The following is a 13,244-nucleotide window of genomic DNA, read 5'->3' as shown; positions in this document are numbered from 1 at the left end:
CATTTGCCGTCTTCTGGTCGAGATCCATCCGATCACGCGGGAGACGGCAGGTTTTCAAGGAGGCAGGATGCGTCACGCGCAAGAGCTCATTGGCAGACATGGAGCGGGCAGAGCCATGATCGCACGCTAGCTTCGGACGATAGGTCGCGTTGTTCTACCCAGAAACTGCAACTGGCCATTCGTTGAAATTGTAATCACAGAAACCTGATGTTCCCCCAGTGAAGTGGTTCACCATTATGACTAGGTCACTTTGACGGCTGACGGATCCGGAAGCGGATGGACGTGATGTCTATGAAGCCCAGAAGCTTTCGGCGGCCTTGTTGTAGCGCGTGGCAACGTGGTGGGCATTCTTGAACTTGTTGAAACACCGCTCGACGAGGTTGCGCAACCGGTAGAGCTGTCGGTCTACAGGACACGAGGCCTGCGGGACTTCGCATCGGGAGTGAGAAGGGTCAGAAAAGAGTTTGAGGGACTGTTTTTCCGACGAACGGCACAGCGTAGCGTGCTTCCATCGTTTGCGTTTGTCCATGATCAGGTCGAAGTCCAAATAGTCCGATGTCTGCCCCGGCGTGATGTCTGATCTCATGGGAAGACCAGCGCCGTTGACGCGGAGGTGGATCTTGGTCGTGAAACCACCTCTAGAACGGCCGAAACCCTGTCGGGGAGTCTCCCTTCTGCGCCCGCTGCCTAATGATGGGCGCGGACCACGGTTGTGTCGAGCATCTGAAGGGCGTCGGGAACCAGCCAACTCTCGCTCCAGGCCCTCGGAATCTGCTCCCAGAGCCCCGCCAGGGTCCAGCGCTCGAACTGGTGCTCGACAAACTCCCCGGGGAGGTCGCGCCAAGGCGATCCGGTGCGGGCGATCCAGAAAATCCCCTCCAGAACAAGACGATGGCTCAGAGATTTGCGCCCGTTCGGCGCGCCGATCGATAGAATAAAACGTTTATGGAACGCCCTATTCCTCGTCCGGAACGAGGTCTCGTGCCAAAACTGGTCTCCGTTGCAGATGCCAGCTTGAATCACGTTCAACCCGACCCGCGGATCCTTTTTGTCAACACGACCTAGATGAGGGATCGGATATGACGGACGATCTCAGCGACGCAAAGGTGATTATCGTGCAGTGATCCTCCCCCCGTGTGAGGTGGTCCGCTGTTGATCCGCGCCACCTGAGTGGTCCATTTTGAAAGTTAATACATGATGGGCCTTTGGTCCATCGGGACGATGGTTTCCGGGGCTGGTGGGCGATAGCCCAATGCGCTGTGTGGTCGTTTGGTGTTGTAATGCCTCCTCCATTGCTCGATCAGGATCTGTGCCTCACGGAGGTTGTAGAAGATTTCCCCGTTCAGCATTTCATCGTGGAAGCGAGCGTTGAAGCTCTCACAATAGCCGTTCTCCCAAGGCGAACCTGGCTCGATATAAGCCGTTTTTGCGCCGACGGCGCCGATCCAGTCCCGGACGGCTAGGGCGATGAATTCCGGGCCGTTATCGGAGCGGATGAAAGCCGGTACACCGCGAAGGATGAACAGGTCAGTCAGCGCGTCGATTACCTCTGCCGAATTCAGCCTGCGCCGCACTCTGATCGTCAGGCATTCGCGGCTGAACTCATCGAGGATGTTCAACGTCCGGAACGCCTTACCGTCATCGGTGCGGCAATGAACGAACCGAAGGTCCGCGAAGCGAATTCGTAGGACCAGACATGATCCCGATATTCCGGCCGTAACCGGACACAGGAGCCGTCATTCAGCCACAATCGACCCTTCTTCGGTTGTCTCGATGGCACTTTCAGCCCCTCACGCCACCACAAGCGCTCGACGCGCTTGTCGTTCACTTGCTACCCGGTATTCCGCAACAGAGCCGCAATCCGGCGATAGTGATAGCGGCCATATTGTCGGGCCAGCTCGATCATGTCGGCGACCAGGCGGTCTTCGTCCGGCCACCCTCGCGGCAATTTGCGTTGTGTCGAGCGATGCTGGCGAAGTGCCGGAACGTGGTATCTACGATAGTGAGGCGTGAGCCGCCATCGGTCCGAGGCCATGCCGAACGAAGACAGCGGTGGATCGGATCGGGCGCGGCAAGGAGCGTCAGGTCAACATGCGTTTCCTTGCCATGGCCAACCATTATGTCTTCGAGCCGGAATTCTGCAATCCGGCCGCAGGTTGGGGCGAGCCCTTGTGGCGCCATTGGTTCAAGCCCAATGGCGAGCGGTCAGGTCGAGAAGAACGTCCAGGATGCACGACCGCGGCTTTGGCAGCCCCGCTTTTTGAAGCTTGGGCCGGACTTTCCCGATCTCGCGGCGCTGAATGATTGGCTGGAACAGCGCTGCAAGGAGCTCTGGCACAAGATCCCGCATGGCCGTCTGGCTGGGACTGTGGCCAATGCCTAGGCTGAGGAACAGGCCGCGTTGATGCCGGTGCCGCCGGCTTTCCATGGCCTCATCGAATTGAGCAAGCGCGTCTCTCCCACCTGTCTGATCAGCTTCGAGCGTGAGGAGGATCAGGAAACGATCCGGGGGATCGTTTCCCCGACGCAAGGCTACAGCGTGCCGTGCTGCGGGCTTAGTCGAGCTGGTCTCTTCCGTGTTGGCTCGAATGACATTTCGCCTGCTTAGGCAAACCTTCCTGAAATTTCACAACGTGTCGAAAGTCAGGTAACTCCTCCTGTGTGGTCAAGCAGTATCAATAAGTTATGGCTGCGACCGACAGCGAAAACTTCCTTTTCGGTCAAGGGAAACGTCCCTTAGAGATCCTCCGGAAAGGAACAGGCGATCCTCGCGAGGAGCCCTTCTCGGACCTTCAGGCAGGTCGCAACACAACAAGTCCTCTCGCCGGCACAGCATGTGCGGAAGCCCCACAGCCGACACTTCAAGATGCTTCGGATTGTTCGGACGCTATGCCCCAGCTGCGAAGACTGTCGACAAACCTGCCCCTCAGGAAAATTGAACGCGCATAGACTCCTAGGAGGTGCCTCTCCAATTTGCTCCAAGAAACTTGCGCAGATTGTCGGCAGTCCAATCCTTGCCTCCATGTGTCTTGAGATTTTTGGCGTTCAAGTCCGTGGCGAGTTGCTGATAGCTTCGGCTTGACTGGGGCCGTAGTGCGTCTAGGACCGTGTCGCGGTGTGCAGACTTTGAATCGACATGACCCTTCTCTGTTGCCCGCCATTTCGCGAAATGATCGGCAGGATCAAACAGCTTTCCATCCATTAGAATTGGATCAGGTGGCAGCCCGAGAGTCCGGTGCGACGGTAGCCCGTCACGGATAAACGGATGCGGTCGCCAGCCGCGTGTTGCGGAAAACTCCACGCTGAGGAACAGCGCCTCGGGTGATGCTGTCGTTACGACTTTCCGCAAAGAGAGGGCGCTTTCAGGTGTCGCGCGATCAGGTGCCAGTTCCAGAAGCGAAACCTCACTCTCGAGTTCTCCCCCGACCTCCTTGACGTACCGTCGGATGACATCGCACTGATAGTGGATCGTCCGGCTTTGCGTGATCGCGACGTCGACGTCCGGCGATATCTCCGTGAAGCCCGCCCATGGCACAGGGCGCGTCCAGTAGATGCCAATGAAGCGCTGCTTCCACATGCGGAAAATCCCGACGGTCCAACTGTGTCGCCGCAAACCGTGTCATTTTCTGGGTCAGATGACGAGAGGTGCAAACACATGAGCGACCAATTCCCAACCCGCCTAGCCCAACTTATCCGGGATTGCCTTCTCGGGGGCGCGATTGGCGATGCGTTGGGTGCCGAGATAGAATTTCTGCCGCTATCCGAGATCCAGAGAAGGTTTCCCGAGGGTTTCAGAGAACTGCCTCAGCACGACGGTATCCGAGGCGCGATAACCGATGATACCCAGATGACACTTTTCACGGCCGAAGGCCTGATCCGTGCTGCCGTCAGATTTGACGGGAAAGGCATTTGCCACCCTCCGTCGGTCATTCATCATGCGCTATTGCGCTGGCTCGCCACACAAGGTGAGGTACCACAGACAGCGATTGATCATGTCGGTCTGATCTGTGACCAGCGACTTCACCGGCGCCGCGCTCCGGGGAGCACGTGTCTCGATGCGTTGCGCAAGACGACATCCTGGGGCGATCGCGCGCACAACAACTCTAAGGGTTGCGGAACGATTATGCGCGTCGCACCTATGGCCTTTGTCGCAATGGATCGTGTCGCCGAACTGGCATTGGAAAGCTCTGCACTCACTCACGGCCATCGAACCGCGCAGGAGGCGGCCGCGGCCTGGGCGCTGATCCTAGCTGATCTTGCAGGCGGCATCGAAATCGAGAAAGCCGCCACGCGCCAGGAGCAAAGCTGGGGAGCGGAAACAAGCCGAGCGATCCGAAAAGCGTTGCAAGCACCGCGTGACGGTGCTCCCGAAACGGTCGAGTCTCTGGGTGCAGGCTGGACCGCCGACGAGGCGCTGTCGATCGCGCTTTATTCCTGCCTTTGCGCCCGTGATCTGATCCACGGCTTGACGATTGCGGTCACGCATTCCGGCGACAGTGACAGTACCGGAGCAATTGCTGGCAATGCGCTCGGGCTCATCTTTGCAGGAAAGGTTCAGACGCATCCATGGGCCCAGGAGGTTGAATGTACCGATCTGATTTCCCGTATATCTCAGGCCCTCGCCTTGGCGATGTCGGGGGACACCGATATGCTGGGTGACAAATTTCCGGGTTGCTAGGGGATGCGCATGACAGAGACGAAAATGTCGAGACAGACGTCGGATCTGCTCGACGCGGGCTTCATCCGCGCGGCAATCTGGTGCCACGACGGCAGCAAGCTTGCCTACAAGATCCACGCCGGTATCTCTGATCAGATCGAGGCGCATTTGACGGTCAGCAACGCCCTCTACGCGTTTTGCCGGAAGGATGATGTCCTCTATATCGGCAAGACCACACAGACGTTGAAGAAGCGACTATACGGCTACTGCAAGCCGGGCATGTCGCAAATCACGAACAGGAAATGCCATGAGAAGATCATCGCAGTCCTTCAGGATGGGGAGAGTATCGATCTTCTCGTATTCGCGCCGCCATCTGATTTTCTGTTTCGAGGTTTCGAAATCAATCTGGCTGGAGGGCTGGAGGACGCGCTTATTCGCCACTTCAACCCTCCTTGGAATGGGGGAGGTAAGGGTGTTGCCGTCAGCGAAAGCGCGGTCCTGGAGTCGGAACAGCTTGATGGCCCAATCTCGATGACCGCAGATGGATCCGATGCACCGACCTTAGGCGAGTTTACCATTAGGCTAGGCCCAACCTATTACGATAAAGGGATCGTCAACGTCGGAAAGGAGGTTAGCTATCTTCTAGGCCCCTCAGATGGCCTTCTGACCGTCACCTTTTCTGACGGAACGCCCTCGGTCTCCACTCGGATTGATCGTCGGGCAAACGCCAATGGAAGTGTGCGTTTCGTCGGCAGCAATCGTGCCATTGCAGATTGGTTTCAGCGCGCCTCGCACCTTGGAGGACTTGTGACGGGTCACGTCAGAAGCACGAACGAGGTGGAGCTTTCGGCGGTGGGGACCAAGGAGGATGAACAGTGAAATGAGCCCTTTGCGGACATTCGCGTAGCGCGCGGAATCTCTCGCGGCTTGCAAGTGCAGCGAAATGATCCGTCCAGAAAGGCCCGTCGCACTCGCGCCCTTTAGGCGGGAGGGGCAGCCCAGAGTGGACATCGAGGTCCGGTGTAGAATTGGCGGCCATTTTCCACCGCTGCGTGTGGCTCTAAAACCTGCAACTGCCATAATTAGCCCCAAGCAAAAAATTGCCCTTGCTCGCGATGCAGGAAGGGCACAAACACAGTCTATGGCTGTTCGAGAGGCAGCCACAGTAGCTACCGGGATGTGACATTTAGGCGCTGATTGATGATAATTCATTTTGTTATGAACCGAAACGAAGTGCCTTCCGGGGCAGTTAATGCTGTTTATCTGATTTATGACAATTGGGACGACTACGGCTTCCGGACGACATTTGGCGTGATCGCTTTTGATGAATACGGGGCTCGGCATGATCTGCCAAGATTCCACATAGGATTTTCCGGGCAGACCACATCTCTTGATACCTACACTCTATTCAAAGAGCCTTTTAATGAACTCCCTGAAGGTTTCTTTTCGCTTTGTGGTTCCGTAGATTTCTACAAGATGCTTTACAGCGAGTTTTCCGAGGGGTGGCGTGCGGAGTTTCTCAGAGCTTTCAGAGATTTAGTTCGCTACCCTGAGTTGCTGGATAGTGTGAAAAGTGAGAAGGTCGTCCAGGTATCACTCTTGCGGTCTGTGGGAATTGATGAAGTGAAGGACCAGTTTGCCAGCGTTCTGCGTGGTGAGGTTCTCCTGACCGACTTCGACTTTGGCTTTGAATTGCCACCGTCTGATAAATTTGCAGGCTTCGATCTCGAATTCAAAGTTAAAGCGAGATCAATGCCAAGCACCAACATGCATGCAATAATAGGAAGAAATGGTGTTGGCAAAACGACTTACTTGAACGCGATGGTGAAAGCGGTGTCGCCACATACCCAGACAGATGCTTCATTCTACACTACGGCATCAATATTTGGCCGGCGAAAAATGGATCCTGAAAACTATTTCGGGAGTCTGATATCCGTGGCATTTAGCGCCTTCGATCCGTTTGACCAGCCACCTCTTGCCGAAGATCAAGATGGCGGTTTGAAATACTCTTACATCGGATTAACGGACCATCTGCAAAGTCGGGTGACTTCCAGCGGTAAGCATCTAAAAACCGACGAAATGCTTCAGGAGGAATTTGTTAAATCTCTCGCCGAATGTTTTTTAGATTTGAGCCGAAAGACAAGGTGGAAGCAGGCAATTGAAACATTAGAACGAGACGAAAATTTTGCCGAAATGAGACTTTTGGAATTGGCAGAATGTTCTGACGGCGATCTAAGAGAGGCGGCCCTCCAGAGGATCAAAAAGATGAGCTCTGGGCATACAATAGTGATCCTTAGCATGACACTCCTTGTCGCAAGGGTGGATGAAAAGACTTTGGTATTATTTGATGAGCCTGAGAGTCATCTTCAGCCACCTTTGTTATCAGCTCTCATGCGAAGCCTTTCCCAGTTGATGAAAGCTAGGAACGCCGTGGCAATAATCGCCACGCATTCGCCGGTAGTTTTGCAGGAGATACCAAAATCCTGTGTCTGGAAGGTTTTTCGTTCGAAGCTGGCTTCGGAAAAGACACGACCGGAGATCGAGACATTCGGTGAAAACGTTGGCACGCTTACCAGAGATGTATTCGGGTTAGATGTGGCGAAATCTGGCTTTCATATGATCTTAGCAGATCTAGTCAAATCTGGGGGATCTTATGAACAAATTCTCGATAGACTGGGAGGCAGTTTAGGTTACGAAGCAAGGGGTATTTTGAAGGCCATGGTTGTCAATCGTGACGAACGGGATGACCAGAGATGAAGAGACTAAATGCGCCGACCTGTTGCCCGTCCGAACTATTCGACGAGTGTGTGCGGGGACTTTCAAATGCTGCTTTACGAGCGCGTTTCGTTGTTCAGAAAGCCTTACTAGAATCTGCAAACGCCAATTATGCTACGAGTTCAGCTGCCCAGACGTGGTGCAAGCTCCCTAGAGCCCTCCATGGACACCCTGACCAAGTTATAGTCGGAAACCTAACGAAAGGAGAGCTCGTTGCACTATATGATGAAGGCATGGTTGGATCCAGGGGAGCCGCTAGGAAAAAGTACGATGAAATAAAGCTACTGGCTCATGATGAGTGTCCTTATTGTGGAGGCTGTGGAGAGTTGGTTGAGGAAGAAGGTATTGGCACCATCGACCATTTTCTCCCAAAGGCGCGGTTCCCTATTTTCTCCATTGTTCCTGCAAACCTCGTCCCGGCTTGCGGAACTTGTAACACAGGGATGGGAAGTCGTTTTCCGACGGCTCCGGAACTTCAACCTCTTCATCCATATTTTGATGCTCCACACTTCTTCGATGAAAAATGGACGACGGCCACTGTGTCGGAAGAAGAGCCAGTCATGGTGACTTTTGACGTTAATCCTCCTGCCGCATGGAGCGAAAATGACAGGCAACGTGTAGTACAACATTTTAAAAGCTGCAAATTACGAGGACGCTACAGGACAAAAGTTGCTTCCGATCTTTCTTCAATAATCGCGCAGCGAAAGACCGTACATCGTGATTTAAGCCCTGAGGCGTTTCGTGAAGTGCTAAAAGCCGTCGCTGACAACGAGCTTTTGCCAATCAATGGTTGGAAGCGTAGCCTTTATTATGGACTCGCGGATTCTGTTTGGTTTTGCGCTAATAATTTTGCAGCGTGAACTCCCCGCGCCGGAAGGCTGGAGCTTCCGGGACAAGCTGGCGGCGGTGGTGGAGACGGCCTCGCTCTAAGCATGATCTAACCGAGTGTTCTCGCCAGCGCGGGACCACTCGTCCGTGCACTCGCAACAGCAGCGCAGATCTTGCGCAACGAACGGCAGTTAGGTCCGCATAGCTGCCTGTCGAGGCCGCGACCGGTGGTCCGCTATGGGACAGTAGTATTCCGCCCGCAGCGTGAATCCACAGCATCAAACCGATCAGCAGGCTTCAGCAGCAGCTTAGGTCCACGGAATATCCGGAGGGGGTTCAGGGGCTCGGATCACGGTCGAAACTAACTTGCTGCAGCGACTGCTCAGAGGAGAAAGATCAGGAAGCTTCGATCGCTCATAAATGGGTGTGCGATGATCACCCGAAAGCACTGAAAACACTCCTAAGTCCGCCAGGTCTGCGGATAGCGCAGCGGCTTTCCTACGTAACACTTTTGCAAGCTCAATGAGTGTAATGAAGCGCGACCTAAAGAGCCCGAGCGATTCGGCGTTAATCATGGCGCAGGAGTAACCGGTATCCGGGTTCTTTCGCACCTCTATTTTAATATAGCCCTGCGCAATGAGAGCTCTAAGAACGGAGTAGTGAAGATTTAGAGCATTGCACGCGGCCGCGAAGGAGATAAAATCTCGAACACCTGCCTGTTGCACGGATCTTATCTTATCGACATCAAATAGTATTGCACCAATTCCGTTTATCCCAATGATGCGACAAGTCGGCGTAATAACACCCCCTAAATACAGCGCGAAAGCCTCTGGAACCGTGCAGCCTATTTGACCTCGAAGTTGAGACGCACGAAGTAGTTTACCATGTTGCTCGACTATAGGTAGTTGCTCGACTGTCCGGAGGATCTTTTGGACCTCAATTCGGCTCAGATAACGCTCTTGGGCGCCATGGGATAACAGCCTGAGCAAATCCCGCCTAACGAACTCTCGGACATAGTGAAAAGGACAAGCGACCGGGCTACTTCCGCCATCGACGAGCCTGCCGAGCGCAGTCGGAACTTCAACAGTTCATGGTTCTGCATTTCGACCTTCATGGCGTGGGGTTAAGTCCTTGGTCTCTCAAGTTGCGCTGCGAATCACTGAGTCGGAAAAGTGCGTCCGGCACAACAGTTCTCCCATTTTGGGTGGAGAAATCTTCAGGTTGGCCGCTGCGTATACGGCCAAACTGAGAAAGGGATACTTGGACAACGCATATTTCGTGGTACTCTTCTCCAACTGACCCATCATCTAGGAGGGGAGAGGCATGGCTAAGCGCAAAAGTGGCACTACCTTTTTGAGGAGGCTGCCTGGTCTCTCGGACGCCCAGCAGCAGGCGCTTGATGAAGCCAGAGAAGTGGAGAGCATCGCGCTTGCCACAGCGAGAGCGGCGAGGGTTACGATTGACGAACTCGAAGGGCTGGGTTTGCGTTCGGATAACATTCTCGAAAAACTAGCCAGCGAGGCTCGGGCGCATCGCCTTGAAATACAGCGAATTAGCACGCAGACACCGCAACCGCGAGGTCGTCAGGACTATCCGAGAAAAGCGTCGCGTATGCTGCCGGTGCCCGAAAGAAGTATATTCCTACCGCCGCCACCTGTTCCGCCCTTACCTGACCCCCTTGAGGCGCGCGCAGTCTATCAACTCGTTAGATCGCTGCATGGTTTTGCCGCGACCTTTGGGCTCGCGCGAGGGCGGGCCATTAAGGCGCTTAAGATAGCGGGCATTGATATCTATGAGGATATTGCCCGAGAATGGGAGGCAGGATGCGACACGCGAGAACTCAGTCGCAGGCACGGACCGGGAAGAGACACGATCGCACGGTGGATCCGGAAGACTGGTCGCACTGTTCTGCCCAGAAACAGCAACTGGCGATATGATGAGGCCCTGATCGCAGAAACATTCGACAAAGCTGGCTCGGTGAATAAGGCTGCCGAGGCTGCGGGGGTATCGTGGACGACCGCCGGAGCAGTGCTCTCGAGATATGGAATTGGGTGCGATGGACGATCTCGGGGACGCTGAGGTGATTTTCATGCAGGCGAGTAACACTTCAATGCCACGATGACGATCATGGCCGTGAAATCAGGAACCGGTCCCAAGAGCTCGATACCGTCCATGTGATGAGCGGGGGACGCAAGCCTTCGACGGCTAGCCTTGAGGTATGGGAGAACTGGAGGAGGGATGAAGTCCGTACTAGTCGGAACGGAAGCGATCACAGCGCTGAGATGCCCGGTCTGCGTGCTCTGTGACCATCTCAGATGGCGACGTGCTTCGGACAGCTGCCTTTGGTATGGATCATAGCCGTGATTGAATTCCGTGTTCTGCCTGATGAGCATCCCGACCTCGCCTTCTCGCCGATGCTGCGCGCTGCCCGTCTCACGATTAATTATGCTATGGAGCACGGCGGCATCGGCCTGACGGCAACTAAAGCCTTCAAGCGTGACTTCGTTCACTGGGCAGTTGACCATTTCGATTGGCCAGGAAAGTCCGCCGCGGAAATGTTTCGTTATCAGCGCTTCGTCAACGAGGCGGATTTTCCTCCTCTCGAACTTCTCCATTTCCTGTTGATCCGGTTGCGGTTCGGACACCATTTCAAGGGCACCTTCAGGGTCAACCATGACGGTCGGGTGCTGGCAGCGCATCCAGGACGACTCTTTGACAAGCTGGTGCCGTTTTTCCTGCTAGCAATGGACCATGCCGCCTATTCCCGCAGCGCAAAGCAGGCTCCGGGCAACTGGGACACGTGGCTAAATGTCATGAATGTCGAAATTGAAAACGGCATTAGTGAGCGGCAGTTATATGGGACTTTCTATGGGGAGGGCGCAGATTGGGATAACGACGGATGGCGCCAGATTGGTGCATTCAGTGGATGCGTCCTGAAACCACTCGAGTGGGCCGGCCTTATCACCTTGCAGGAAGCCAAGAGTCCAGCCGGACGATCAGCGCATATGATCTTTAAGACTCCGCTCTGGCGATCCGCGCTCAAGCTCGATACCGATGATATGGTCAAGTTAGCAACGCGACACTGACCGTCCATCGATGCCTCGGTGCTGCAGTGCGGTTTCACCGAAGCGGCTTGTCCGGCTCGTGCACCGCGATTACACGAGGCACAATCCTCATCGATCGGGAAACTTTCGCGCATCCAAACCCTGGTCGCGATCCGGCCACCTTAGAAAGTTCATTGATCGCAGATGACATCGCCCTCGCGCCGAAATAGCCTGTCCACATGAATTCCGGTGATTGGTCTGATCAGGAAAACGATGCGGTGGTTGCCGCCTATTTCTCGATGCTCAGTGATGAGCTATCGGGCCGGTCCTACAACAAGGCCGCCCAGAACAGGTTGCTGCAGGAACAGATTGACCGCAGCCGCGGATCGGTAGAGTTCAAGCTCGCAAATATCTCCGCCGCCTTCCAAGGCTTCGGTCTGCCGATCATCACGGGTTACAAGCCACGCTTCAATTTCCAAATGTCTTTGGCCGAAGCCGTATCGCGCTGGCTTGCCCAGCATCCGGAATGGGAGCAGGCGCTTCATCGCCAAGAGGTCGCGCATATGGCCGACCCGCCGCCGCTCTTTGTCGGGGTCGCACCAACGCTGCGCAACGCGCCACCCCCTGACGAACTGGAGCAGATGCAGCGGATCGCGCGTCGCTTCGATGTGGCGGGCCGCGATGAACGCAATCGCAGCCTGGGGCGTGCCGGTGAGGAGCGGGTCTTTCACAATGAACGCACGTTACTGCGGCAGAACGGACGGGACGATCTGGCGCGACGCGTTCGATGGGTCGCCTTGGAGGACGGCGATGGCGCAGGCTATGACATTGCTAGTTTCATGCCCGACGGCCGTGAACGCCTGATCGAGGTCAAGACGACGAATGGCTGGCAACGTACCCCTTTCCACATCTCGCGCAACGAACTCGAAGTCGCAAATGAGCGCCGCGATGACTGGCATCTGTTCCGGCTCTACGAATTTGCCCGTGCGCCCAAAGCCTTCGAGTTGCGGCCACCGCTCGATGCGCATGTTTCGCTCACCGCCACCAGTTTTCAGGCCAGCTTCCAATGACGAATGGGTCGCGCTATCTGACCCATGTTCAACTTGTTACAGCCGCCATAAGCGCGCTAAAGCATGCAGGTGATGCTCGTACGGTTGCGGATCTAGGCGAGGCTCAGCACTTTGAGGTCGATCGCGAGATCTATATCGCGGCAGGTCGCTTTGTCTGGGAACTCACCGAGGGATCAGAGTTCTTTGTCGACAGTATTGCGGTCCCACCAGCTAATCCTGCCACGTTTCGGATTGGAGACGAGAACAGCATCTTTCTCATGAGATCGGCAGGACAGGTTGTTTTCGTCACTCAGATCGGCGCAAACGGAGCAATATACCGTGAATTTCGTTGGCAGCCAGGGACAAACAGGATCGACACGCGGTCAACGTTTGAACCGCAGACCGAGGAGGTTCAATCTCAGCTCGACCTCACCGCCTTGTCCCTATCGATGATGCTGTCTTTGATTAACAGTCCGAAGCTTGTCGAACTCACGGACAGCAGCCAGAGGCAGGAGCGCCGTGCAGCGAACAGATCGCTCAGGCTACCGGTGAACGCATGGCACAAAGTTGTTTGGAGAACCGCTGCGGGCAGAAAACTCGCGGCAACCGACAACGACGAACATGGCGCGAAAAAACCTCTTCACTATCGGCGCGGCCACGTACGAACCGCGCAGAGCCATTTCGCCGCGGCGTTTGAAACCACTCTGACTGACACTGGCTGGGCGCAATGGATCGACGGAAGATGGGTCGGAAACCCGGCTTTTGGGGTCAAGAAGGCAATTCATGCCCCTGCTCTTGATCGGCATGGGTTGGCGGATTTCATGAACAGAAAACGGCAGCGGCTAGGGTCATCATAGCGCGCAATTAACCGAGTCTCTCGCGTTTTTGCTG

The 13,244-nt window shown here is 55.2% G+C and carries 8 protein-coding genes and 3 pseudogenes; 8 read left to right on the top strand and 3 right to left on the bottom strand.

Translation table 11 applies throughout. The features are described from left to right. Positions 1 to 245: 245 nt before the first annotated feature. Positions 246 to 988: pseudogene (locus tag IQ24_RS08550) on the bottom strand (IS5 family transposase). 199 nt (positions 989 to 1,187) lie between these two features. Beyond that, positions 1,188 to 1,978 (bottom strand): annotated as a pseudogene (locus IQ24_RS08545) (IS3 family transposase); the annotation flags it as partial. Positions 1,979 to 2,043: 65 nt separating this feature from the next. Here IQ24_RS08545 and IQ24_RS20390 point away from each other — a divergent pair. Then, positions 2,044 to 2,581: pseudogene (locus IQ24_RS20390) on the top strand (IS21 family transposase); the annotation flags it as partial. Positions 2,582 to 2,953: 372 nt separating this feature from the next. Here IQ24_RS20390 and IQ24_RS08535 read toward each other — a convergent pair. Continuing rightward, positions 2,954 to 3,577, bottom strand: coding sequence for a hypothetical protein (locus IQ24_RS08535; RefSeq protein WP_145397491.1), 624 nt, complete (start codon positions 3,575 to 3,577; stop codon positions 2,954 to 2,956). A 78-nt stretch (positions 3,578 to 3,655) separates the two neighbouring features. Here IQ24_RS08535 and IQ24_RS08530 point away from each other — a divergent pair, with 78 nt between their 5' ends. The 7 genes from IQ24_RS08530 to IQ24_RS08500 all read left to right on the top strand — a co-directional run bounded on the left by IQ24_RS08530 (position 3,656) and on the right by IQ24_RS08500 (position 13,210). Further along, positions 3,656 to 4,678, top strand: a complete 1,023-nt coding sequence (locus tag IQ24_RS08530; protein ID WP_145397489.1) for an ADP-ribosylglycohydrolase family protein — start codon at positions 3,656 to 3,658, stop codon at positions 4,676 to 4,678. Positions 4,679 to 4,687: 9 nt separating this feature from the next. After that, positions 4,688 to 5,536 carry a GIY-YIG nuclease family protein gene (locus IQ24_RS08525; protein ID WP_158637500.1) on the top strand — a complete coding sequence of 283 codons (849 nt, stop codon included), beginning with the start codon at positions 4,688 to 4,690 and terminating at the stop codon, positions 5,534 to 5,536. A 321-nt stretch (positions 5,537 to 5,857) separates the two neighbouring features. Then, positions 5,858 to 7,414 carry an AAA family ATPase gene (locus IQ24_RS08520; RefSeq protein ID WP_145397485.1) on the top strand — a complete coding sequence of 519 codons (1,557 nt, stop codon included), beginning with the start codon at positions 5,858 to 5,860 and terminating at the stop codon, positions 7,412 to 7,414. Positions 7,415 to 7,665: 251 nt separating this feature from the next. Continuing rightward, positions 7,666 to 8,292 (top strand): HNH endonuclease, encoded by a 627-nt coding sequence (locus tag IQ24_RS08515; protein ID WP_145397483.1) that lies wholly within the window; start codon positions 7,666 to 7,668, stop codon positions 8,290 to 8,292. Positions 8,293 to 10,620: 2,328 nt separating this feature from the next. Further along, positions 10,621 to 11,346 carry a hypothetical protein gene (locus IQ24_RS08510; protein WP_145397481.1) on the top strand — a complete coding sequence of 242 codons (726 nt, stop codon included), beginning with the start codon at positions 10,621 to 10,623 and terminating at the stop codon, positions 11,344 to 11,346. A gap of 197 nt (positions 11,347 to 11,543) precedes the next feature. Further along, positions 11,544 to 12,374, top strand: a complete 831-nt coding sequence (locus IQ24_RS08505) for a protein NO VEIN domain-containing protein (RefSeq protein ID WP_145397480.1) — start codon at positions 11,544 to 11,546, stop codon at positions 12,372 to 12,374. Further along, positions 12,371 to 13,210: a hypothetical protein gene (locus tag IQ24_RS08500; RefSeq protein ID WP_145397478.1), complete on the top strand. Its 840-nt coding sequence runs from the start codon at positions 12,371 to 12,373 to the stop codon at positions 13,208 to 13,210. Before IQ24_RS08505 ends, IQ24_RS08500 begins: the two co-directional genes overlap by 4 nt. Positions 13,211 to 13,244: the final 34 nt, after the last annotated feature.

Source organism: Paracoccus sulfuroxidans (assembly GCF_007830335.1).
GTDB classification, from domain to species: domain Bacteria; phylum Pseudomonadota; class Alphaproteobacteria; order Rhodobacterales; family Rhodobacteraceae; genus Paracoccus; species Paracoccus sulfuroxidans.
Note: the sequence above shows the minus strand (reverse complement) of the source record. Positions and strands in the feature narration are given on the sequence as shown.

Excerpts from the sequence above, each read along its gene's own strand:
- IQ24_RS08535 (WP_145397491.1), bottom strand. The coding sequence starts at position 3,577 with ATGTGGAAGCAGCGCTTCATTGGCATCTACTGGACGCGCCCTGTGCCA.
- IQ24_RS08530 (WP_145397489.1), top strand. The coding sequence starts at position 3,656 with ATGAGCGACCAATTCCCAACCCGCCTAGCCCAACTTATCCGGGATTGC.
- IQ24_RS08525 (WP_158637500.1), top strand. The coding sequence starts at position 4,688 with ATGACAGAGACGAAAATGTCGAGACAGACGTCGGATCTGCTCGACGCG.
- IQ24_RS08520 (WP_145397485.1), top strand. The coding sequence starts at position 5,858 with ATGATAATTCATTTTGTTATGAACCGAAACGAAGTGCCTTCCGGGGCA.
- IQ24_RS08515 (WP_145397483.1), top strand. The coding sequence starts at position 7,666 with ATGGTTGGATCCAGGGGAGCCGCTAGGAAAAAGTACGATGAAATAAAG.
- IQ24_RS08505 (WP_145397480.1), top strand. The coding sequence starts at position 11,544 with ATGAATTCCGGTGATTGGTCTGATCAGGAAAACGATGCGGTGGTTGCC.
- IQ24_RS08500 (WP_145397478.1), top strand. The coding sequence starts at position 12,371 with ATGACGAATGGGTCGCGCTATCTGACCCATGTTCAACTTGTTACAGCC.